Source organism: Prevotella denticola (genome assembly GCF_900454835.1).
Classification (GTDB): domain Bacteria; phylum Bacteroidota; class Bacteroidia; order Bacteroidales; family Bacteroidaceae; genus Prevotella; species Prevotella denticola.
In genome coordinates, this window is the sequence record NZ_UGTM01000002.1 from 751085 (window position 1) to 774002 (window position 22918).

The window sequence follows — 22918 nt, forward strand, 5'->3', positions numbered from 1 at the left end:
GACAAGAACATTCTTGAAAGCAGAAATCCGTGCGGCGGTAAACCGAAAGAGGGTTCTCCGGAAAGCTGCAAGACAGAACGGAATATATAAAACAGCCATATCCGGGCATTGAATGCCTTGATATGGCTGTTTTATATTGGGAGGGAATACAATTTTGCATGATGCACAGACCGGACTTTTCAGCCGGTCAGGCTTCCGGCATTCCCCACCGTCTCCCCATCCTCTGAACGGAAAGGAAGTCGATGGGGCGGTGCGTCAATCCAGTGTCTTCAGCTGGTCGGCAACTTCTGCATTGATGCGTTCTGCGAAAGCCTCCATGGTCATGGTTGCCTGTTCGCCGCCACCCTGCTGCCGCATGGAGACAAGCCCTTCCGCAGCCTCCTTCTCACCGACAATGACCATGTAAGGTACACGCTTCAACTCGTTGTCCCGGATTTTTCGGCCGATTTTCTCGTTGCGGTCGTCCATGATGGAACGCAAATCGTGCGCATCAAGGTAAGCCTTGACCTTGAAAGCATAGTCATTGTATTTCTCCGAGATGGGCAGGATGGCCACCTGATCAGGTGTCAGCCATAGCGGAAAATGCCCGGCCGTATGCTCGATGAGAACAGCTGTGAAGCGTTCGAGCGAACCGAACGGGGCACGGTGAATCATCACCGGAGTCTTCTTCGAGTTGTCCTCGGCCGTGTATTCGAGCTTGAAGCGGTTAGGCAGGTTGTAATCCACCTGGATGGTCCCCAGCTGCCAGCGGCGTCCGATGGCATCCTTCACCATGAAATCGAGCTTGGGACCGTAGAAGGCGGCCTCGCCCAGCTCTACGCGTGCCTTGAGCCCCTTCTCTTCACAGGCCTGCTTGATGGCAGCCTCGCTCTCTTCCCATACCTCGTCAGACCCGATGTACTTCTCTTTATCGTTAGGGTCACGGAGAGAAATCTGAGCCTCATAGTTGTCAAAACCGAAAGTCTTGAACACCTTGAGGATAATGTCAATATTCGTTTCAAACTCTGTCTTTACCTGTTCGGGACGGACGAAGATATGGGCATCGTCCTGCGTGAAGGTACGGACACGGGTCAGACCGTGCAGCTCACCGCTCTTCTCATAACGGAACACTGTACCGAACTCGGCGATACGCAGCGGGAGGTCTTTGTACGAGCGTGGCTTGTAGGCGTATACCTCGCAGTGGTGCGGACAGTTCATCGGCTTGAGCATATATTCCTCGTCCTCCTCCGGTGTGTGGATAGGCTGGAAAGAATCCTTGCCGTAGTGGGCATAGTGCCCGGAAGTAACGTAGAGGTTCTTGCCGCCGATGCCCGGTGTGATGACCTCCTGATAGTTGTAGGGACGGAGAAGGCGGCGTAGCAGATCCTGCAGGCGCAGGCGCAGCTGGGTTCCCTTCGGCAGCCATATCGGCAGCCCCTTGCCCACACGGTCGGAGAACATGAAGAGTTCCATTTCCTTGCCGATCTTGCGGTGGTCGCGTTTCTTGGCCTCCTCGAGCATGACGAGGTATTCGTCGAGCATCTTCTTCTTGGGGAAGGTGATGCCGTAGATACGTGTCATCTGCTCGCGCTTGGCATCGCCGCGCCAGAAAGCACCGGCCACGCTGGTGATCTTGATGGCCTTTATGGCACCTGTGGAAACAAGGTGCGGACCACGGCAGAGATCAGTGAAATGTCCCTGTGTATATGTCGAGATGGTGCCGTCCTCGAGGTCCTGCTCGATGTGCTCCACCTTGTATTCCTGTCCGTCAGCAGTGAACTCCTTGATGGCGTCGGCTTTTGAAACGTCATGGCGGATTACCGGCTCGTTCTTCCTGGCCAGCTCACGCATCTTCTCCTCTATTCTGGGAAAGTCGTTCTCCGAGATAGTCTGCCCCGCAGCCGGCATCACATCATAGAAAAAGCCGTTCTCCACTGCCGGACCGAAGCCGAACTGAATGCCCGGATAGAGTTCCTGCAATGCCTCGGCAAGCAGATGGGCAGAGGTGTGCCAGAAAGTGTGCTTGCCTTCTTCGTCATCGAACTTGTACAGGGCAATGGTCGCATCTCCGTTGATGGGACGGTTCAGTTCTGTCGTTACGCCATTGACACCGCAAGATACAACGTCACGGGCGAGAGCCGGCGAAATACTCTCGGCGATTTGATAACCAGTCACACCCTGTTCGTATTCACGAACGGAGCCGTCTGGGAAAGTGATTTTAACCATACTACAAATTAGTTTTATAAATCAAATGTTGTGGCAAAGGTACTACTTTTAATTTATAAATCATAATTTTTTTGCCCCCAAAGGCTCTTCTTCCGAATCCTTGTTCTAATATTGAGTGAAGGTTGAGGACGCAAAGCGAATTCTTGCAAAGTCTTAATCCTTATTTTAATGGAAGATACTCATTGAGGCCATTATGTATCGGCAATTATCTGACGCTCGATGCGCAGAGTCTTAATCCTTGTTTTAATGGAAGATACTCATTGAGAGCGTGGTAGCTATGTTTCCGACACAGCAAGATGTATCTTAATCCTTGTTTTAATGGAAGATACTCATTGAGCAAATCTCGGTACAAAACGTGAAAGCATTTATCAGTCTTAATCCTTGTTTTAATGGAAGATACTCATTGAGCACGCCTGGAATCACGCTTTTGGCGTGAGGCTGTGAAGTCTTAATCCTTGTTTTAATGGAAGATACTCATTGAGGCACGGCAAATGTTATTAATTCATTAAAATTTTACGTCTTAATCCTTGTTTTAATGGAAGATACTCATTGAGATGCTGTTAGGCTAATAGTCTAATGTGCATACGCTTTGTCTTAATCCTTGTTTTAATGGAAGATACTCATTGAGAATCATGACGACATTTAAGAATTACACACCCCATGTCTTAATCCTTGTTTTAATGGAAGATACTCATTGAGGTATTGAAAAATCTGAATGGCTTAAAGCAGCCAAGTCTTAATCCTTGTTTTAATGGAAGATACTCATTGAGTTATTCCGGAACCGAATACTGCTGCTCCGATGAATGGTCTTAATCCTTGTTTTAATGGAAGATACTCATTGAGTAACAGATAAGAAAAACAAGGTCGTTATAACATTTGTCTTAATCCTTGTTTTAATGGAAGATACTCATTGAGTAGTCAATCCGAATTTACTTCGCATTGGTCTGTTTGGGCGGTCTTAATCCTTGTTTTAATGGAAGATACTCATTGAGCAGCTTCTCCTGCCGGCCGGCCATCCGGCCGCAGTTTTAATGGAAGATACTCATTGAGGGCTTGCGAACCGGTCGGGAATCTCCACGCCGGTCTTAATCCTTGTTTTAATGGAAGATACTCATTGAGTCATTTTCATGATGGTGAATTTTTGCCTTATCGTTGGTCTTAATCCTTGTTTTAATGGAAGATACTCATTGAGTACGATGTGAAATCGACTTCATTGATTATGTTGTACCCGTTGGCGGAATTAAAATGTAGCTATAATGATATACAAAAAGTTGCACATATCGTTGATTTTTAGTAACTTAGTGAAGTCAAAACCATTAAGTACAAATCCTCGTATGTGCAACTTATACACAAAATTCGTCAAAATCCTTGAGATATGCAAGCAATTCTCTCACAACCTTGTCAATGAGCAGGGAAATATACCCCGTCGTGGTCCCATGCCAAAATTTTCAGATTTGGAGGTCGTTGCCTTGTCCTTGACAGCGGAATCAGAGAGCATTGATAGTGAAAAATGGCTTTTTGATTATAAGCTTCAGGAGTACAAAGACAAAATACCTAACCTCATATCTCGCAGGCAATTCAACGACCGTAGAAAGAATACCGCAGGATTATGCGAAGACATACGAAAGAGAATCGCTGCCCAAATGGACGGTGGGGAAACTCAATTCTTCGTAGATTCCAAGCCGATAGCCGTATGCAGGGTTGCCAGAGGGAAGCGTTGCAAGATGGGGCGAATGGGAGATTTCTCACAAGCACCGGATTTCGGCTTCTGTGCATCTCAAAATATGTATTACTTTGGCTATAAACTCAATGCACTCTGTGGGTTAAGTGGGGTGATACACTCCTATGACTTGTCAAAGGCCAGCGTGCATGACCTCAATTATATGAAAGATGTCAAGCTGGTCTATCATGACTGTAACATCTATGGCGACAAGGGATATATAGGGGCTGATGTTCAACTCGATCTTTTCCAAACGGCTCACATTAGATTGGAATGTCCATATAGGCTGAACCAAAAGAATTGGAAACCAAAATTAATCCCTTTTGCCAAAGCCAGAAAAAGGATTGAAACTCTCTTCTCACAACTCACAGATCAATTTTTGGTTATCAGGAATTATGCGAAAATAACAAATGGTCTGTTTGCCCGAATAATCGGGAAAATTAGTGCGCTGACCATATTACAATATGTCAACTTTATTAATAACAAACCCATCGGAAGAATTAAATACGCACTAAATTAATTCCGCCAACGGGTTATGTTGTGTCTTAATCCTTGTTTTAATGGAAGATACTCATTGAGTTGGTAATTCCCTTAATACGATCTTCTATTCAGGTCTTAATCCTTGTTTTAATGGAAGATACTCATTGAGTTCATTGCGAGTTTTTTGCCTCCAAGTTTTTCTTGCAAGTCTTAATCCTTGTTTTAATGGAAGATACTCATTTAGGTATGACCTCCCGCCGGTCCGTACGCAGACAGAAAGTCTTAATCCTTGTTTTAATGGAAGATACTCATTGAGAAGTCAATTTTATGAAGAAACTGAACGAAATTGCAAGTCTTAATCCTTGTTTTAATGGAAGATACTCATTGAGACGATGTCAGAAGCCCTCAAATGCGCTGTCTTAATCCTTGTTTTAATGGAAGATACTCATTGAGTAATTAAGTATTTAGTTGATTTTCAATTTTTTTATGGTGTCTTAATCCTTGTTTTAATGGAAGATACTCATTGAGGCGACCATGCGAGTGAACAGATATTTTGTAAAGTCTTAATCCTTGTTTTAATGGAAGATACTCATTGAGTGGTAGGCACTCGCTCGAAAGAGGCAACAAGCTGGTCTTAATCCTTGTTTTAATGGAAGATACTCATTGAGTGATTTCGGTAATCCATAAATTGCAATTAATATGGGTCTTAATCCTTGTTTTAATGGAAGATACTCATTGAGTTTTATAGACCACAGTAATGCACCTATGCTGTTAGGTCTTAATCCTTGTTTTAATGGAAGATACTCATTGAGATATCAGAATCTATCAATGATATTTTACCAGATGGTCTTAATCCTTGTTTTAATGGAAGATACTCATTGAGAGTATCAAACTTATTTAAAGTAATATGATTAAAGTCTTAATCCTTGTTTTAATGGAAGATACTCATTGAGGCAGAATTTGAAAAATTCCAAGTTGGTTTTTGACGTCTTAATCCTTGTTTTAATGGAAGATACTCATTGAGAATTAAACAAATAACCCAAAATGAAAATAAACATAGTCTTAATCCTTGTTTTAATGGAAGATACTCATTGAGATATCAGAATCTATCAATGATATTTTACCAGATGGTCTTAATCCTTGTTTTAATGGAAGATACTCATTGAGAGTATCAAACTTATTTAAAGTAATATGATTAAAGTCTTAATCCTTGTTTTAATGGAAGATACTCATTGAGGCAGAATTTGAAAAATTCCAAGTTGGTTTTTGACGTCTTAATCCTTGTTTTAATGGAAGATACTCATTGAGAATTAAACAAATAACCCAAAATGAAAATAAACATAGTCTTAATCCTTGTTTTAATGGAAGATACTCATTGAGTCCTTTATGGATTTTACATAAGAAGGGCACAAGTAATATGTCTTAATCCTTGTTTTAATGGAAGATACTCATTGAGCATCTTAACATGCGAAAAAAACAAGGATTGGCGGTCTTAATCCTTGTTTTAATGGAAGATACTCATTGAGCTTGATGCGGCCCCATGAAGTGCCGGCGATGACATTGTCTTAATCCTTGTTTTAATGGAAGATACTCATTGAGTGCCCAGAATAAATATAAACTTCAAAAACAACAAGAGTCTTAATCCTTGTTTTAATGGAAGATACTCATTGAGACAGCACATTGTAGCGTAGCGGTTCAGCTCTGCCGCCTGTCTTAATCCTTGTTTTAATGGAAGATACTCATTGAGCTGCTGAAGAAGGGCAAGGAGATTACGGTAGAGGTCTTAATCCTTGTTTTAATGGAAGATACTCATTGAGTGAGGTGTGGCAAGATAAAAAGCCAAAACCTACGTCTTAATCCTTGTTTTAATGGAAGATACTCATTGAGCCGTATGCCTCTTCCGCATGGGAGACGCATCCGCGTCCGTCTTAATCCTTGTTTTAATGGAAGATACTCATTGAGCAGCCGGGGGCTGGGCAGCATAGGCAGGGCAATGTCTTGTCTTAATCCTTGTTTTAATGGAAGATACTCATTGAGGACCTGAGATGTCTGCAGAACCTCGTAAGAGAAAGGCGTCTTAATCCTTGTTTTAATGGAAGATACTCATTGAGCCTTCCGAAAGGAGGGGAGGGGAGGGCAGAGGCCGGGTCTTAATCCTTGTTTTAATGGAAGATACTCATTGAGATAACGAGTACTTACAATCTTTGGGGCTTGATGAATAAGTCTTAATCCTTGTTTTAATGGAAGATACTCATTGAGAGGATATACGTGCTGCAAGCAGCTATTTTAGTGTGTCTTAATCCTTGTTTTAATGGAAGATACTCATTGAGAACGAGTTCATCTGGTACGACGGCGACGGAAATTGTCTTAATCCTTGTTTTAATGGAAGATACTCATTGAGCCTGAAGGAGGACAACCTTCAATATTACTGTCAGGTGTCTTAATCCTTGTTTTAATGGAAGATACTCATTGAGCCAACCCCAAGTCAAGGGTACGTACAAAGGAAGTGCGTCTTAATCCTTGTTTTAATGGAAGATACTCATTGAGTGCCCGAAATAATTTTAACTTAAAGCTGACCTATCGGTCTTAATCCTTGTTTTAATGGAAGATACTCATTGAGTTCCTTTGTCTCGTGTTAATCCTGCTGTTCTTGATACAGTCTTAATCCTTGTTTTAATGGAAGATACTCATTGAGTGTAGCAAAGTTAGCGCAAAAACTGCATTTTTCACATAGTCTTAATCCTTGTTTTAATGGAAGATACTCATTGAGAGCTGTCATGGAATGACCCGTGGGTGTCCCTGTCGTCTTAATCCTTGTTTTAATGGAAGATACTCATTGAGTACTTTGAAATGTTTGCACGTGTCGGATAAGTGGTGTCTTAATCCTTGTTTTAATGGAAGATACTCATTGAGCAATCGGGTTCACATTCAAGTATTTGAAGGTTGAAGTCTTAATCCTTGTTTTAATGGAAGATACTCATTGAGGGAAGCGGAAGAGAAAGATAAATTCCGGGCCGCCGCCCTGTCTTAATCCTTGTTTTAATGGAAGATACTCATTGAGTCAAAGAGTACAACAGAAAGCTGTATACGATACAGTCTTAATCCTTGTTTTAATGGAAGATACTCATTGAGAGTAAAGACTTGTATTCCTTTATATGCCGCAGCCTCATGCGTGTAAGACCTAAAAATGCTTGAGGAATTAAGAGAAATTAACCATGTTCCAAGCGAGTGCAAAGGTACGAAAAATTGTGCAGAAAGTCAAAGATCGATGCGTTAAATATTCTTTATGGAGGAAGCATTGCTGCTGCTTTCCCTCATGGGGAGGACATTCTTCCCTCATGTGGAGGGCATTCTCGCTGCCGTCTTCAGAAGAACAATGTGTTGCGCGAACGGATGATGACATCTATGCTGATGTCTTCACCGATGATCTGCATTGCCCGGATCTGATCGGTGGAGATAGGACAGACGATGATGCTGTCGTGGTTGTCGTAAAGCGACTGCACCTCGGCAAGGTCGCTTTTAATTTCATCGTAGACGGTCTTGTCGAGGTCGGCAAGGAAGATGGAACGCTGGATGCGTGTGCATCCTTTCCGTTCCAGGTATTTTGCGATATGATAGCGTACCTTGTCGCTCTCAATATCATACATGACGAAGAATAGCATATTGGTTGCCGGTCTTATGGGTCTGTTTACGATTCCCATGAGAAAATCCACTCGTTCCTGCAGTGTCGGCAGACAGCTGAAGTCGCCGGTCCGTCGGTTGATGACGGGCGATTTCTGCACACCGGCTCTGCTGAGCTTGCGTAAGATTTCTATGTAGGGGATTGCTTTTCGCATGGGCTCTCGGGATGATTCGACTATCTGTTTTGCAGGAAATGTCCGTTTTTTTGAACCTTTACGGTACTGCCTGTTTTCCGACCGGAGGTTGTCTGCCTCCCAATCAATGCCTGTTTGCTTTCTTACTGATGCCCTTCCGGCCTGCAACTAACGCCCTTTTGCAATGCAACTGAGCGTCTTTTCAACAGCCCCTTTCAGACTTTCTGCAAGTAGCTGTAAATGTGTTTTTTAGAGTTGAGGCCGATAACGTTCTTCTAGAGTATTTGACAGAGCCGGCACTCCGCTCCGTGAGCCGGAGACACGGTTGTTCTGTCTGTTTTTTTTACTTCTCCAGAAAATTGCCGACCAGTCCGGCGAGCAGTTCGTTCAGTTCCTCATTGGTTCCGAGACGCGGCGAGACGACGATGCTGAACCCCCGCTTTCCGTAGAAGAGATTTATCTCGGCCTCCTTCTGTCCCAGCCGTGCCCGTATTTTCTTGGCGTATTGAATGTTGATGATTTCAGTCACCTGCAGTCCGGTCGCCTCTATGAAGCATTTCAGATCGGCAATGATTTCGTTGAGCCGTTCGGGCACGTAGGCCGGAGGCGGATCAGGCTGCAGCCGTGCTTTGGGGTTGAGCTGCTGGCGGATGCGTGCCAGCACCTCCTTGTCCGGGTCCTTCGGACGGGATGTCTGCCCGTCATCGCTCTTGCGTGTCACCTTGTCGTGCTCGTCCTGTTCGTGCTTCATCTTGAAGACGGTATCGGGGTCGGCCTCGTCGATATATGCCTTCATGTCGACAGGGATGGCATCAGGATTGTAGTAGGCGTCGGGGTCGATGCTGACAAAACACGCTCTTGCCACATCCGAGGTTCTGCCGTCGGCCACCTGTGTCAGGTTATGGCGCATGGCGAAGGTAGCCGCAAAGGCCTTGTAGAAGATGGAATACAGGCCTGCATCGTAGCACCGTTCCTTGAGCCGGAACATCACCTTTAGACCGTCTTCGCTCGGTGAGGCGAAGCACATCATCACCTGTTCGTCGCAGATGATGTCTTCTCGTACCGTCTTCAGCGACAGCCGCTTGGCAGACAGATGGTCGAAGTCGAGGATGAAGCTCTCGGTATAGGCGAAGTTTTCTTTCCGCCGGAAAGCAGGATAGAACTGTCCGCAGACAAAGTAGGGAAGTCGCCGTTTCAGCTGGGCGTAGCCTTTGGCATCCATGCTGTAGACGATGCGCAGCTGCCGGACGGCGGCGGCGATGGCAGGCTTGGGATTGCGCAGACTGTTGTAAAGATACGCTTCCTGCACTTTCCGCAGTTCGTCTGCCGTTGATTGTATGTTTGTTCCGAATAGTAGCATAGGGAAGAGGTTTAGGAGTTGAAGGAGTTAGGGGGATGGAGTTTATGAGTAAAAAAAGTCCGATGATGCAAGCCTATGTTTTTACCGTTTTACTTTTTACTCTCTTACCTTTTTACAGTTTTAGTTTCCTCTTTGAACTTCTGTGCGAGCGACTGCACGTAGAGAGTGAGCTGGGTGAGGCGCGAGCGTGTGGTGCCTTTCACGGTGACAACCTCATCCATGTAATCGTTGAGCGACTGGATGAGTACACGCCGTCCGAGTGCTTCGAGCCAGTAGGAACCGTCTTCGCGGACGGAATAGAATTCTTCGGTGATGACGTTCTGTGCAAGGAGGGTATAGACGACGTAGTCTATCCATATACGGTACATCTCGATGACATCGTAGACGAGTACCGGGCGGTTGTAGTCGTCCCGGTGCAGCACCCCGATATAGGGGTCGACGCCCGCCTTGATGAGCGCTCCCTCAATCCTGCCGTAGAGGATTCCGTAGCCATAGTTGAGAAAGGCGTTCGCCACGTCGAGCGCAGGATGCTGCGACCGGACGTTGAAACGGAACTGCTCTGGGAGGAAGGCATTGATGGTGTTGAAGTAGATGCGTGAAGCCTGCCCCTCCCATCCGCGGAGCATGGGAGCGATGTCGTTGACGATGTCGCCGTCGAGGACACGGATCTTGTTGCGGTAGTCTTCCAGCCGGGCGACGTTCTTCTCCGTGGGTTCGTCCGTGTGGTCGCTCGTGTCGAAGAGCATCATCAGTGCCTGCTGGTTTTCAATCTTCCTGAGCAGGACCTCCTTGATCCAGTCTACGGCGCGGTGGGAATAGACGAAGTTCAGCTGCCCTTTCCTGATGGTGGAGATGCTGCCGTACTTCGGACTCCATATCCGTCCGATAGGTTTCCCTGTCCGGTCCATGAACATGACTTCTATCTCGTGTTCCACGGCCAGCATCACGGCATCACTCGTGATCTGTGCGCCGCGGCTGATCTGTATGCTGTCTATGCCGACGGCAGGTATGCGCTGTTTTCCGTCGGACGTGCTGATGACGAATCCCTCGTTGTCACGGTTGAGGGAGACACCGTAAGTGTTGAGTATCAGTTCCATAAAGTCTTGTTTTTGATTTTTTATTTTTTCCATACGGCTTTGCCGGGGTTTGATGCCTGTACCTTCCGGAGGCCGGTTTCACGCCAGACCGGGGCTTCCGTATTCTAATATTCTCTGAACCGGACGAAGGAGAACTGCACCAGTTTCCGGTCGCCGTCCAGTTCTTCCACGATTCGTTCTGAGGTTGAGGCTACACAGCACACACCCGCCTCCTTGAGCTGACGGGCGACATGATAGCAGAAGGTCATCTCACCCATGACGTGTACCGTAAGCCCCCTCGCAGGGTAGTGCTTCAGGATGTCGTCAACATAGGCCGTCGCCATTGCCTGCACATCCCCGGCAGAAAGCTCCGGACTGATGTCCGGGAAAGGCATCTCCTCCAGTCCGCCGTATTCCTTTGCCGCAGCAAGCTGTACGGATGACCATGTGGAGAGGGGATGGTTAGAGAGGTTGAGGAACATTGTGTAAGATTTCTTTTATGTTATGGTAATTCTTATCAAATTGAGCTATAAGGTCCTTATCGCTTTTTTTTGCATGATTGATGATGTTCCTGTCTCCAGAAAGTCCTCCATAATATGGTCTTAAGGCCTTAATGACAGGGTGCTCAAGTAACTGGTAAAACAGCTTTTTGAGTTCTATCCTTTCGTTCTTGTATTCCTTCATTTTGATATCTAATGAAAGAAGGACAGAGATAAATTCGCGACAAGTTTTATTTTTCTCTCTTTGAAGCAATTTACATCCAGGAACTATCAAGTCCTGTACCCTGCTGATTGTCATTTCTTCAGCCAAAGTGTATGCCTGTTGTATCATTCCATACTTTCTTGCCCAATGAATTGCAGCCTCAACATTCTCATAGGTATCGTATGGCTTGAAGACGCTGATTTCAGTCTGAACTTTCACAATCAGTTTCTTATGTGCATTTGTAAGGTGTTTCGATTCTTTGACTGATTCCACGAGTGTCTGTAGTTCGTGGATTAGTTCTCCATGTTTAATATCGTCCATTTTACAGGTCGATATTGCTAAGTCGAAACCCATCATTTTTTTCTTAATACGATCCATTTCCTGCTTGTCCTTTCCTTTTCCCTTTACAATGCTTATCAGATTGGAAACAGCTGTCATCTTTCCATATAGATGAAGATTATTGGCGGCAGAGGACAGCTCTTGCAGGCAAATGATGCTTGTCAAGTCAATGATGGGGGCAATCCTGTTCTCTATGGGAATTCTGCTTACCTCGTATGTCGGCCCCAGCTTTTCGAATGCACCGTAATAGACAGCTTTCAGATTTGTCCCCTTTAAGTAGTGAGCATAATTGAACAAGATGGCCGAGAACATAGGTATTGACCGGAAAGCATGTGTTACATCAAAAATGATATTGTCATCTTTCTCCAATTTGTCATAGACGCTGTTAAAGATAGACCAAATATCCTCTTCAGAAAACCCTTCCTTTATTTCTACCATTTCGGTTTGAACGGGTAAATTCATTCTCTTTAGTCGGCTCGAAAGTCCTTCCACTTCGGTGTCCTCCTGCCCATTGTCAATCCAGTTCTTCTTTTTTGAGAGTGCGGTACAGAATATCAGTATTTTGTCTTTCTGTGTCCATTGTCCACACAGAATTTCGACTAGAGCTTCTTGGATAAACCTCACTGGGCGAGCTGAAATGTCCCCCTGAAAGTCATAATAGGTTTCAAGATAATTGTTTGTTCCTAAAAAAGAAACGAATACATTTCGTGCCATACTATAAATCTATTTTCTTTTTTAAAAGTTCTTTACCATCTATGATATTACATATACCAAGTATACGCATTCGTTTATTGATATTTTTGCACGAGGAGTCAGATAGTTTTTCCATTTTGTGAAGCGTGAAAATATAAGGACGTACGCTGAGGCCAAAGTCTTTGCTTATAGCCGCAAGTTTATAAAGATAATCTTCGATGGTATGTTGTGGCTCTTTTCCATATCCTATCATACTGACCTTGCACTCGATGATGTACAGCGTGTTTTCAAACATAAAGGCAACATCTACTTCGTTGTCATTCTGTTCAGAGGCATTACGAAATATCTTTAGGGACATTGCGATATCCTGATTTCGCAAACATAGTTCTTGTTTGATGCGCAGGTAAGTATATTCTTCAAACCAAGTACCTGAGTAATAACGTTTGTCTATAGCTGTAACGGCTTGGTGTGAGTGGACAATCTCACTTGAGAGATAGAAATTACACTTTTTCTGTTTCTCGAACAGCCTGAAAGTAGTTTCTCTATCTTTCAGCAAAGTATTATTACATTCGAACTGAAGTCCGTATAATGTAAAATACTCTTTGAGCGAAATACGGTACTGTAAAGAATGAATCTGGGCATTACGGATATCTCCGTAGGTGTTTTTGCCAATTGGAACATAGTAGAAGGAAGTGTCGAATTTACAAAAGAACTCATAAACCATTAATGCCATAATCTTTGTCCCCCCGGTAAGGTTGACTATGTAATGGGCTTCCCGTGGAAAGCTAGTCTGTGCAAGAATCCGCAGTCCTTTTTGGTACAAGTCACTTTCTACTATAACTTTTACCACGCTGTTTTCTTTCATACCCAGGGCATCTTCAAGGTGAGCTGCAATCCTCTTTTCTTCTGTGTATGGTGTTCCGATAAATAGTAAATCATTGAACTGTCCCTGCATCTCTTTTATGAAGAGGTAGTTGGGGACAAGATGGTCGCTTAGTATAGAAACAAGTATTTTCTTCATACCATTTTATTATAAGATTTTGATTCCGGTAAGTAGGAGAGAATCCTAATAGTGTAACCAGGCATCATTTTCATTCTCAGTGGTGTTTACTCACAGAGTGATTAACAATCGCTTCCACTTTTATTGATTATATCTTTTTTGAATGATGGCATCTTGACAGAAGGACACACCTTACCAGAGGTTTTCATACATATTATGTATGAAAATTTAATCTATTTTATGGGACTAAAATCATTGATAGACATTTTTAGTTTCTTGATGATCTCGAATTCACTTTTCTTTTTCCCAGCCGAAGGATTATAGTTGTCCAGTCGTGGATAGCGGATTGAATAATCTGTATAGTTATCAGAAGCTATCTGTATGAGGTTTCTCACATAACTCCGGTACTCACCAATGCTGATATGGGTATTATCACAGACTTTTCTGTAAAAAAGCTCCATCAGTGTATCTGTTTCTAAGGCATAAGAATCACTGTTGTTGGGCTTAAGGTCTAACTTCAAATCTGTCATTCTCATTTTTCCATAACCGAATGGTTTAGCATATCCTAAAGTATGATGGCATTCCTTATGGTTACAGAATGTAAGTGCTGCCAATAATGCTCCAACTTCATAGGGATGCAGATTATGTATATGTATTTCTGTTGTGAAACTTGCCCCAGCCTTCAACGCTACAAATGAAGATTCGCTTCCTTTCCCCAGTTTTGTTCCTTTCTGAACATGGTTGTGTACTAAATAACGCTTCCATCCTGATATGATTGGATTGTCAGAAGCAAAGGTGGTCAGCTTTTCTCTATTTTGCTGCAAATAGAAAGGATAATACGTTGGTTTTGGGGAGCCTAGAATGAACGTATGTTCACCTTCCTGTTCTGCATTCTCAATGAATGCATTAGAGAATCTTACCCTTCCTTTGAGACATATCTCTTTCTGATTTTTGACATGCGGATTTACATAGCCGAAGAGAGCCTGCGACATATCAAAAGTGTCTCCTTTATAGCTTTCGGGAAGGCAATCATGTATCTTTTTCTGATATGGCATTCTATACAGAAATGAGAATCCAAAATCTTTTACATAGATTCCCGCTTCATCTTTCTCCGACCTGTAAAAACAGGGGGCAAGTCCTCTGTATCCAACAGCTTTCAATTCATCCATACTGGAGAAATTGTGTATTTTCTTTTTCCAGAATATCCAAGACTTGTTTTTATTTTCTTTCTCATGAATAAAGAGGAAATCTTTGAGTTCTTTATCCCTTAGCGGTATGAGATTTCCCTGATTAATAGAAGCTGGAAGAGCAAAGTCGTATTCATGGTGCTTGTTGCTCATAAAGCCAGAGAAAAACCAATAGTGAAAAAGATTGTCTTTCGTCTGGAAGACATAACCGTTCGGTAACATCCTGTACTTCTCACCTACAGTTTTACCTTTTCTAACATCTACTCCCTCCTCGATCTTTATATCCTCATACGAAACTTTCCAGTTGTAACAAGGGATAATATAATATTTCCCATTTAAGAGTATGAGAAAGCCACTTTTGGGGTGGACTTCTTTAAGCTCATAGTCTTTGCTTATAAGGTCTCTCATACTGAACCGTGAATTTTCCGTGAAATTTCTTATGTTGGATAACGTTATTATGTCAAACACCGAGTGCACCATACCCTTGATGGATGTGGATGGTACAAAATACCGACCTTTAATATTGCAACTTCTTTTGTCTTCTGACCTGACGCAAAAAGGACTTTCTGCTTTGAAAGTCACAAATATATTGCCCGATAGTCCATCACTAAAAGGTACATCGTTGGCAAACAGAAATTGGAGTTTCTCTTCTTCTCCATACTTGAAAACATGGTTACTTAGTGGAACGAAACTATATGGATTATAGAATTGTTCTTGTAAAGTTGGTTGTTTGGTTTTATACATAATCTATTCCTCCTTTTTCTTGAATCCGACAAACAGTTCTTTCTCTATTTCCAGTACATTCATGCTGTGGCAGGCGGGGTCGGGAGTCTCCGTCCAGTAACGGAGGAACTCAGCCCACAGGGCATCCGAATGGTCCATGCGCTGGGTGAGATAGCACAGGCGGTCCGTGTCCTTGCTGTTGAAGTCGGATGGCTTCACCTTGTCTATATAAATACGGTATCGTCCATCAACATACTTTATGCTGATGGAAATGCCCTTCTCATGGTTGAACAGATAGCCTTCTGTCACAAACGGATTATGGCCGTCAAACAGTCCTCTGTCAATCAGAGCCTCGGGACAATACACACATGGATGGTTCTTATTGCTCATCCACAGATAGCCTTCGTAAGGAAGGTCAAAGTTTATATTCATCATAGATCGTTTCTCCGTTTTTATTTAGTTTCCCTTTGAATGTTCCGTTGCCGCGGTTCACGCCTCCCCCCAGCGGCAGATAGCCTTTGCAGAGGTCGATCAGCGCTGCTTCAAAGGCTTTGACGATTTTTCCGTCTTTTTCATCTACAGCCGTTTTTCGGAGCATCAATTCAAGGTTGAAAGTCTTTCCGGGTGCATAGAGTACTTCCTCTGAGAAGAGTGCTCCGTCGACCGCTCCACCTGTAAAACGGTCTATCTTGACATGATTGAGCACTTTCTTTTCAAGGGGTGCTTTCTGCTTCTCGATGACATCTGAGAAAAGAATGTTCCCTCGCTGCTTGTTCTTTCCTTTGCGGTCGCCTTCAGAACCGAATAAAGTCTTTACGGCTTTATTTTCTTTGCCGGTACCCTGTTCAAGTTCTTCTGCGGTTTTTTTATCTGCAAATACTCCTTCCAGCCGGTTGTAATGATAGGCCGTGCGATGTGCCAGTGCGCCTTTGACGGAGGAGGCTGGGATGAGTATCACTCGTTCCAGCTCCTCAACAGTTGCTTCTCCCCTGTCCCATGTGACGACCGGTTCCCGCACAAAGGTCATGTCCGACCGGTCGTCGCCGAAACCAGAGCCGAAAAACATGAAGTCGACAGGCCTTAGTTCCAGTGTGTATAAGATGCAGTCAGACTCTTTTGTCGCAGATGGTGTGTACGGCCTGTACCCTTCCCATTCCTTTGCCAGTGACGAGGACTTCCCAAGGTAGAGCTCTAGCTCGTTCGGTACACAGAGATCCAAGTCCCTCCGAAGGATGCCGACAACTTCTATCTTTCCGAATCCGCTCCGGCTTCCACTGCCGATACGGAATCCATCCGATTGGATGATGGAAAGTATCGTGTCCATTATGCCGGGCTTGTCTTTTTCTGCCATCAGTTCTATCTCGAAACAGAAACGTACGCCTTTCGGTACGATTTCTTCATCGAACTTACCGTTTTTCACAGCCGTCCCCTGCTGGTTGATGCGTACATGCTGGCGGATGGGCAGCTCACGGCACAACTGTGTGATTTTGTCTTTTACGAGGTTCAGTCCGTCAATAGGATTCCCGTTGGCCGACAATATCTTGCCTTCAGAAAGAATGATTCGCGACCCCTCTCCATCCTTCTTCGTCTGAAATCCCATCCAATACTCCTGTAGTTCCTCTGGGAGTGAATGTCGGATAAGTCCTGCCAAGGTCGTTGCAGGGATGTAAGGCAGTTCGTTTATATCTTTTGAAACGACAGAGTCGGTCTTGATGTCCTTGTTCCCGCTTCCGATTGCAAGCGGCGTTTCTGTTTCCAGGATGATTCTTGCCAGTTGCCTGTATCTATATGTATTTTTCATTTTAGTTCACTGTTTTATGGTTTACAAATCTTCGCCATTTCTGATGCCAGGTTGATGACAGCCTCCTGCAGATATCCCTTGAAATCCTCATTCTCCAAGAATTCCCAGAGCCTTTCCTTTCGTCCACGTTGATTCCATTTTTCTGCTGCCATTCCGTGGTTGATATAGCCTTTTCCCTCCTCGTCTTGTTTCCTGCTGCCGATGATTTCTTTCAGCTTCTCTTCATCTTCGTAGACCATGGCAAGACTGCGGATGCTTCCCCATTGCGAGGCGAACACATCTTGCTTGAACAGTTCCTTGTTTGTTTCAACAAATTTGTTTACCTCCGTGATGATAATATTCTGTTTTTCAGCATCTTCCTTTCTCTTTCGCAGGAATCGTACCAGGCTGCTGTCTACTCCTTTTCCTCTCTTCTCGCAGGCAGGCTTCTCCTGCTTGACAAACTGGAAGATAGAGTGCCCCTCCTTGTCGCCCTGTAGGAAAACCGGGTTGTAGACAACCTGTCCGAACCCTTCAGTCAGATAGCAGCCTACGGTGCCTGTTGCAGGCGGCATACAGTCTGTCTCTACAAGAAAGACACTTCCTTTCTCTATTCCGCAGCGGTCAGCATCGAACGCCTGCCGCTTGTAGTTCCACGGCGCATACTGGAAGGTGCGAATCTGAGACCGTCCCCAGTCAATCTCTCCATGCTCTATCCCGAGGTCGGCAGGCTGTGGCCGGAACGTGCTGTTCCCATACCCGTCGAAAAAGACAAGGCGGCTGTCTGCATACACGGCGACGTACTGCCGGCTGCCAATGTACAAGGGAGTCTGCAGTGTGGCAGCTTCTTCAAAATCACACTCTGCTATTTCCACGCATCCATACTGTGCAGAACGTGAGCGTCCCACATGATGAAGTCCGCAGATGGCTTTGACAATGGCGTCTTTATACGCCTTTGCCTCCTCGTCAATCTCAATGGAGAACAGCAGGACGAGTCCTCTGCAAAGAGCTTCGTAGCCGAATATCTGGTTGTCCATCGGCCTCCGTGTGTCGCTGTCGTATGCCGACTTGACGGCAAAGTCCTTGTCGACGGTAATCTGCGTGGCAATATGATCCGGACCGAAAGCGCAGAAGCCCTCCCGGCATTGCCTCAGCTGCATTCCCCGGGCGGCATCGTCCTCTACGAGATGGCGGACATAGCAGCCGTCTTCCATTCCTTTCAGTTTCGGATAGAAGAATGCGGCGGGTATGCGCAGTCCCCTTGTGCCGTTGGCTGAAGGGTGGGCATCGCCGAAGCGGACGTGTCCGCTGTGGAAGATGAGCCATGCAGCCTCGTCCGTCTCCTCATATAATTGTGCTGCAACAATCCCCAAAAAGTTGTTCCCCGGAATGAAGTCCAGGCTTCTTCTTTTCCCTTTTGTTGCCGACGAGTCGTTCAGAACAATGTCTGAAAGCAGCTCGCATCCGAATTGTATCTTTTCCATAGTCTTAATCTTCTTTTGTTATCTCACAACGTCCGTAGCCGCGGTTGCGTCCCAGCCCCATCCGCTTGATCCATCTGAAGGCATGGGTCAGTACCTCCACATCTCGCTCGTCGACATTCATCACCGTGCCGTAGACACAGCAGGGTAGCGTAGTCTCCACCTTCCGGAGCGAATGGTCTTTTGCAATACCGTCCGCCCCGATGGCTGTCGATGCCACCGACCGGTAGAGATGTGGCGTGAGCTGCTGGCTGATGATGGCATCCCGTTCTCCTTTGTCGAGTGTCGCATTGGTGAACGACACATCACTTCTGCACCCGAAGCTGTCCGAATCGCCTCCCTGTCCGAAAAGCCGGTGAATACTCTCCTCTGGAACATCCATGAACTGGGTGAGCATGGCAGCTGCCTCACGGAGCAGTCCCTTTACGGTGCGTCCTGGCACATAGGGCAGACCGTCTCGGTCCTTGATGACCAGTTCGTCGGTATCGGCACCTGCGGCAAGTCCCGATCCACAGTGCCAGCTGGAAAAAAATGTTATCTTGTATCTTACGTCTGTCATTGTCTTTCCTCCTTTGTCTGTTGGTTTATAATCGTATGGAGTGCCAGCACATCGTATGCCGGGTACACTTTCCTATCCTTTTCCAACGGTCTTCCGTCTGTGAGTTTTTCAATCAACAGCCGCTGGCTTTCATTCATCGTCAGCAGCCGTTTCAATCTTTGGGCAGCCTTTCCCCCGTTTTCGTACATGAGCGTCAGCCACTGTCTGATACCGGTTTTTATGCCGTCTGTCTGTTCGTCGTCCAGCATTCTACTCAGACTTTCCAGTTCGTCTATACTGTAGTGGGCTGCAGGTTCCTGTCCTTTGTTGAGAAAATAGGGGCCGTAGCAGAATGAGTTGCCATCGGCAGTCGTCAGCTCACGCCTCTCTATTTCATCATAGTTCATGATGAATGAGTCCTGCACCTTGTGGAACATCAGGCAGGAGGGAGCCGTGGCGGCATTGTTTTCTTTTGCCCGCTTTTTTGCCCTGGTACATAGCTGTTCAGCCAGGGTATAGCCATAATAGAAAGGATAAGCCGCTTTTGTAAAAGCCACGCCGGCACAGGCTGTCAGCCGTTCCATGCCGGCTTTCTCCAGAATGCGCCGCAGTTCGCCTTCACCAGTGTTTTTCTCGAACTGTCTCATGAATTCCGCAACATATTCTATTGCGAGGTCTCCGCGGATGATGGCGGTCATGTCGTCTCCCCCCAGCACGATCGGGCGGATGGGTATGGTGTCCTTCCAGCCCTCTTCAGGGCTTACCTTCCGGTAGGCAGCATTGGCGGCAGCAAGTGTCGCATGGTCCAGGGCATGGGAGAACCGTTTGAAGTCGTCTATCTGATGTCCGATTTCCTGCACGACCCGTCCAAGGCCGTTGCCGTCAGCATGGACAATGGCTATCCAGTCGTTCTTCCCTGTCATCTTGGATATTTCAAAAGGAATGGAAGTACCTGCCTGTAGTTTTACGGCCTTTCCGAAGCTCTTCTGGCAGAGACACGGCGTATCGTTGCGCTTCCTTTTCGCAAAGGTAGAGGCATCAAGGGGTTCATTGTTGTCAACAGTTATGATGGGAAAGCCCGTCTGTGGCGACCGTTTCAGTCCGAGCCTCCCTGTCGTCACGCTCCTGCCGGGCCTGTTCCGCTGACTGCGCAGTTTGCCTTCAAGTTCGTTCACAGCCTGTGTGAAATCATCGCCAAGTTCCACAACAGCCTGGCTGATGGTCACTCCAGGTGCCTCGGTCATCACCTTTCTCGGGAACGTACGCACCACCTCCCTGCATTCGGCTTCTGTCTCGAAGACGTACTTCACATTCCCCGCTGCCGATATAATCCGGTTGTTTTCCGTCCACTCTTCTCCCACTGTCTGTTGGAAGAGGTCTGTGCAGATGAACTCTACTAACTCACTTGCTCCGACAATGTCTTTCAGCTCGTTAGTCTGGAAGATGAACCGTTGGATGCCTTGTACAGATGCTCCGTATAAAAACTTTGTCATATGTTATAGATTGTTTTGTTTTTCCTTGGTCAACAGGCCTGCCCCTATGCTGCTGTGTTTTCCCAATCCGACGTATTCAGGCAGCAGGATATTGGTTTTGAAACAGAGGTCCATGCTTGTCAGGCAGACGTGCTTGTAGTTGACGGGGCGGACTGCAGAATAGTCTGTGATGACCGTCTGGAGATGGAAGTCAATGAAGATTCCCAGCCCTTTCAGCAGGGAAAGGATGTTCCCTGTCAGAATCTGTTCCAGCAGATGCAACCGGCCGACCATGCTTTCTGTCGACTGGAACAGTGCATGGTTCGTCTCGTTCAGCGGCAGCCAGCCACGAAGGTGATAGAGGAGGGGAGAGGGAGACTGCCTCACGTCGGTTTCTCCTGAGCTGATGCTTTCGATCTTCAACTCTGTTTTCCTGTTACCGATATTGATGGTGAAATCGCCGTCTGCAAGCAATTCAGCCATGGCCTGCACTCCCTCACCGATACAGACGATGGCTGCTTTTCCACCCATCCGTTTATATTGAATCAACGGGTAGGCATAGCGCAAAGTTGTGCCGTCATGGTTGTGGAACAGCAGGTTGCCTGATGGGACGGCAGCAATGATGGCACCTCGGAACAAAGGCAGTTCCGAATGGTGTAAAGGCAGATTGAACCGGATGGTGAGTGTCTTTATCTGGGTCATAGTTTCTTTTTTCTGTTCAGGCCATTATGTGTCTTACCATTGAATTTACGCAACTCCAGGTATTGGACCTCGGCATAACGCAAATCGATGCACGGTGTTTAGGTTTTTCGATACAAAGATACAGAAAATTGCTGTAATATTTGCATAAAGTCGGCAGTTTAACGCAATTGGGCTTGATTATTAAGGACATACGGCGCAAACTGCAGAAAATCCGCCACCTGCCACGAGGCAGTAATATGCGGATTATTGCGACAGAAAGGTTTTCAAATCGTTACCCGAAAGCAGGGTAACCACCTCCACCAAAAAGGAGAAAAACAGCGATTTTCCGTGCATCCGTTGCTGTTGCTTTGTTGCTCCATATTTTGCATAGCAGGGTTAGGCTCTTTCATGTTTAATTTTGCAACCAAAAAGAAGAGGCAATGGCAAGAAGCACATTCAAGGTGCTGTTCTATGTGAACGGCAGCAAGGAGAAAAACGGTATCGTCCCCATCATGGGGCGTGTAACAATCAACGGCACGGTGGCACAGTTCAGCTGCAAGCGCACCATCCCGAGGGAGTTGTGGGATGTGAGAGGCAACAGGGCGAAAGGTAGGAGCAAGGAAGCCATCGCAACCAATCTCTCGCTTGACAACATCAAGGCGCAAATCATCAAGCACTACCAAAGGCTTTCCGATCGTGAGGCATTCGTCACGGCAGAGATGGTGCGCAACGCCTATCAGGGGCTTGGCAGCGAGTACGACACCCTGCTCAAATCCTTTGACAGGGACTGCGCCTCCCTGCTCAAGCGTGTGGGCAAGGACAGGAGCATGGGGACATACAAGGTGATGCTCAGGGCAAGGGAAAACACGGCGAGGTTTATCCGCTACAAGTACAACCGCAGCGATATGTCGATGCTGGAACTCACCCCCGACTTCATCAGGGACTTCGCCGTGTACCTCAGCACGGTGAAAGGAAACAGGAACGCCACTATCTGGCTGAACTGCATGTGGCTCAAGGGCGTGGTGATGCGTGCGCACTTCAACGGCAAGATACCCAGAAACCCGTTCGCGCAGTTCCATGTCAGTCCGAACACGAAGGAGCGTGAGTTCCTTACGGAGGACGAGCTGAAGGCACTGATGTTGCACGAGTTCGCCGACAGTCACTCCGCCTTCGTGCGTGATTTGTTCGTCTTCGCCTCCTTCACCGCCCTTTCGTTCGTGGACCTGAAGGAACTCACCACCGACGATATAGTGGAGGTGAACGGCGAGAAGTGGATACTTGCGAGAAGACACAAGACGCATGTTCCGTTCCAAGTGAAGTTGCTTGATGTCCCCCTGCAAATCATCGAACGATACAGACCTTATCAGAGAAACAACTCCATATTCGGGGACATCAACTACTGGACGGTCTGCAAGAGGCTCAAGAAAGTCATCTGCGAGTGCGGTATCACAAAGGACATCTCCTTCCACTGCGCAAGGCACGGCTTTGCGACATTGGCACTCAGCAAGGGCATGCCCATCGAGAGCGTGAGCCGTGTACTCGGACACACGAACATCGTAACCACGCAACTCTATGCGAAGATAACCACCGAGAAACTCGACACCGACCTCTCCATGCTCGGCAGTAAGCTCAACGTATCATTCGGCAATATCAAGATAGGATAACA

Annotated in this window: 16 protein-coding genes and 2 CRISPR repeat arrays; of the genes, 2 read left to right on the top strand and 14 right to left on the bottom strand. The window is 46.1% G+C overall.

Annotated elements, in window-relative coordinates:
- Window positions 1-255: 255 nt before the first annotated feature.
- The gene (gene thrS, locus DYH27_RS11185) at window positions 256-2205 is read right to left on the bottom strand and encodes a threonine--tRNA ligase (RefSeq protein WP_013672154.1); all 1950 of its coding nucleotides are present in this window, start codon (window positions 2203-2205) and stop codon (window positions 256-258) included.
- Window positions 2206-2355: 150 nt separating this feature from the next.
- Window positions 2356-3398: direct repeats of the CRISPR family, unit length 37 nt; unit sequence GTCTTAATCCTTGTTTTAATGGAAGATACTCATTGAG.
- Window positions 3399-3464: 66 nt separating this feature from the next.
- Here thrS and DYH27_RS11190 point away from each other — a divergent pair.
- On the top strand, window positions 3465-4445 hold the full coding sequence (locus tag DYH27_RS11190; RefSeq protein WP_036876464.1) for an IS982 family transposase: 981 nt from the start codon (window positions 3465-3467) through the stop codon (window positions 4443-4445).
- Between the two features lie 22 nt (window positions 4446-4467).
- Window positions 4468-7537: a CRISPR direct-repeat array (repeat unit 37 nt; unit sequence GTCTTAATCCTTGTTTTAATGGAAGATACTCATTGAG).
- A 233-nt stretch (window positions 7538-7770) separates the two neighbouring features.
- On the opposite strand, the gene cas2 is transcribed toward DYH27_RS11190, so the two are convergent.
- The 13 genes from cas2 to DYH27_RS11255 all read right to left on the bottom strand — a co-directional run bounded on the left by cas2 (window position 7771) and on the right by DYH27_RS11255 (window position 21273).
- Window positions 7771-8241, bottom strand: coding sequence for a CRISPR-associated endonuclease Cas2 (gene cas2, locus DYH27_RS11195; protein ID WP_025067537.1), 471 nt, complete (start codon window positions 8239-8241; stop codon window positions 7771-7773).
- Window positions 8242-8563: 322 nt separating this feature from the next.
- Window positions 8564-9580: a CRISPR-associated primase-polymerase type B gene (locus tag DYH27_RS11200; protein WP_029216520.1), complete on the bottom strand. Its 1017-nt coding sequence runs from the start codon at window positions 9578-9580 to the stop codon at window positions 8564-8566.
- Between the two features lie 104 nt (window positions 9581-9684).
- Window positions 9685-10677, bottom strand: coding sequence for a CRISPR-associated endonuclease Cas1 (gene cas1 / locus DYH27_RS11205; protein ID WP_025067538.1), 993 nt, complete (start codon window positions 10675-10677; stop codon window positions 9685-9687).
- A gap of 104 nt (window positions 10678-10781) precedes the next feature.
- Window positions 10782-11138, bottom strand: coding sequence for a hypothetical protein (locus DYH27_RS11210; protein WP_029216521.1), 357 nt, complete (start codon window positions 11136-11138; stop codon window positions 10782-10784).
- Window positions 11119-12411 (bottom strand): TIGR02221 family CRISPR-associated protein, encoded by a 1293-nt coding sequence (gene csx2 / locus DYH27_RS11215; RefSeq protein WP_025067539.1) that lies wholly within the window; start codon window positions 12409-12411, stop codon window positions 11119-11121. Before csx2 ends, DYH27_RS11210 begins: the two co-directional genes overlap by 20 nt.
- 1 nt (window position 12412) lies before the next feature.
- Window positions 12413-13411, bottom strand: a complete 999-nt coding sequence (locus tag DYH27_RS11220) for a Card1-like endonuclease domain-containing protein (RefSeq protein WP_025067540.1) — start codon at window positions 13409-13411, stop codon at window positions 12413-12415.
- A 212-nt stretch (window positions 13412-13623) separates the two neighbouring features.
- The gene (locus DYH27_RS11225) at window positions 13624-15321 is read right to left on the bottom strand and encodes a TIGR03986 family type III CRISPR-associated RAMP protein (protein ID WP_025067541.1); all 1698 of its coding nucleotides are present in this window, start codon (window positions 15319-15321) and stop codon (window positions 13624-13626) included.
- 3 nt (window positions 15322-15324) lie between these two features.
- Window positions 15325-15735: a TIGR04423 family type III CRISPR-associated protein gene (locus tag DYH27_RS11230; protein WP_025067542.1), complete on the bottom strand. Its 411-nt coding sequence runs from the start codon at window positions 15733-15735 to the stop codon at window positions 15325-15327.
- Window positions 15716-17101: an RAMP superfamily CRISPR-associated protein gene (locus DYH27_RS11235; RefSeq protein ID WP_025067543.1), complete on the bottom strand. Its 1386-nt coding sequence runs from the start codon at window positions 17099-17101 to the stop codon at window positions 15716-15718. Before DYH27_RS11235 ends, DYH27_RS11230 begins: the two co-directional genes overlap by 20 nt.
- A 14-nt stretch (window positions 17102-17115) precedes the next feature.
- Window positions 17116-18564: a hypothetical protein gene (locus DYH27_RS11240; RefSeq protein ID WP_025067544.1), complete on the bottom strand. Its 1449-nt coding sequence runs from the start codon at window positions 18562-18564 to the stop codon at window positions 17116-17118.
- Between the two features lie 4 nt (window positions 18565-18568).
- Window positions 18569-19120, bottom strand: coding sequence for an RAMP superfamily CRISPR-associated protein (locus DYH27_RS11245; RefSeq protein WP_013672144.1), 552 nt, complete (start codon window positions 19118-19120; stop codon window positions 18569-18571).
- Window positions 19117-20592, bottom strand: a complete 1476-nt coding sequence (locus DYH27_RS11250) for a Cas10/Cmr2 second palm domain-containing protein (RefSeq protein ID WP_013672143.1) — start codon at window positions 20590-20592, stop codon at window positions 19117-19119. The genes DYH27_RS11245 and DYH27_RS11250 overlap by 4 nt, the downstream gene beginning before the upstream one ends.
- Window positions 20593-20595: 3 nt before the next feature.
- Complete coding sequence (locus tag DYH27_RS11255) at window positions 20596-21273, bottom strand: CRISPR-associated endonuclease Cas6 (protein ID WP_004353472.1); 678 nt, start codon at window positions 21271-21273, stop codon at window positions 20596-20598.
- 419 nt (window positions 21274-21692) lie between these two features.
- Here DYH27_RS11255 and DYH27_RS11260 point away from each other — a divergent pair, with 419 nt between their 5' ends.
- Window positions 21693-22916 carry a site-specific integrase gene (locus DYH27_RS11260; RefSeq protein WP_029216522.1) on the top strand — a complete coding sequence of 408 codons (1224 nt, stop codon included), beginning with the start codon at window positions 21693-21695 and terminating at the stop codon, window positions 22914-22916.
- Window positions 22917-22918: the final 2 nt, after the last annotated feature.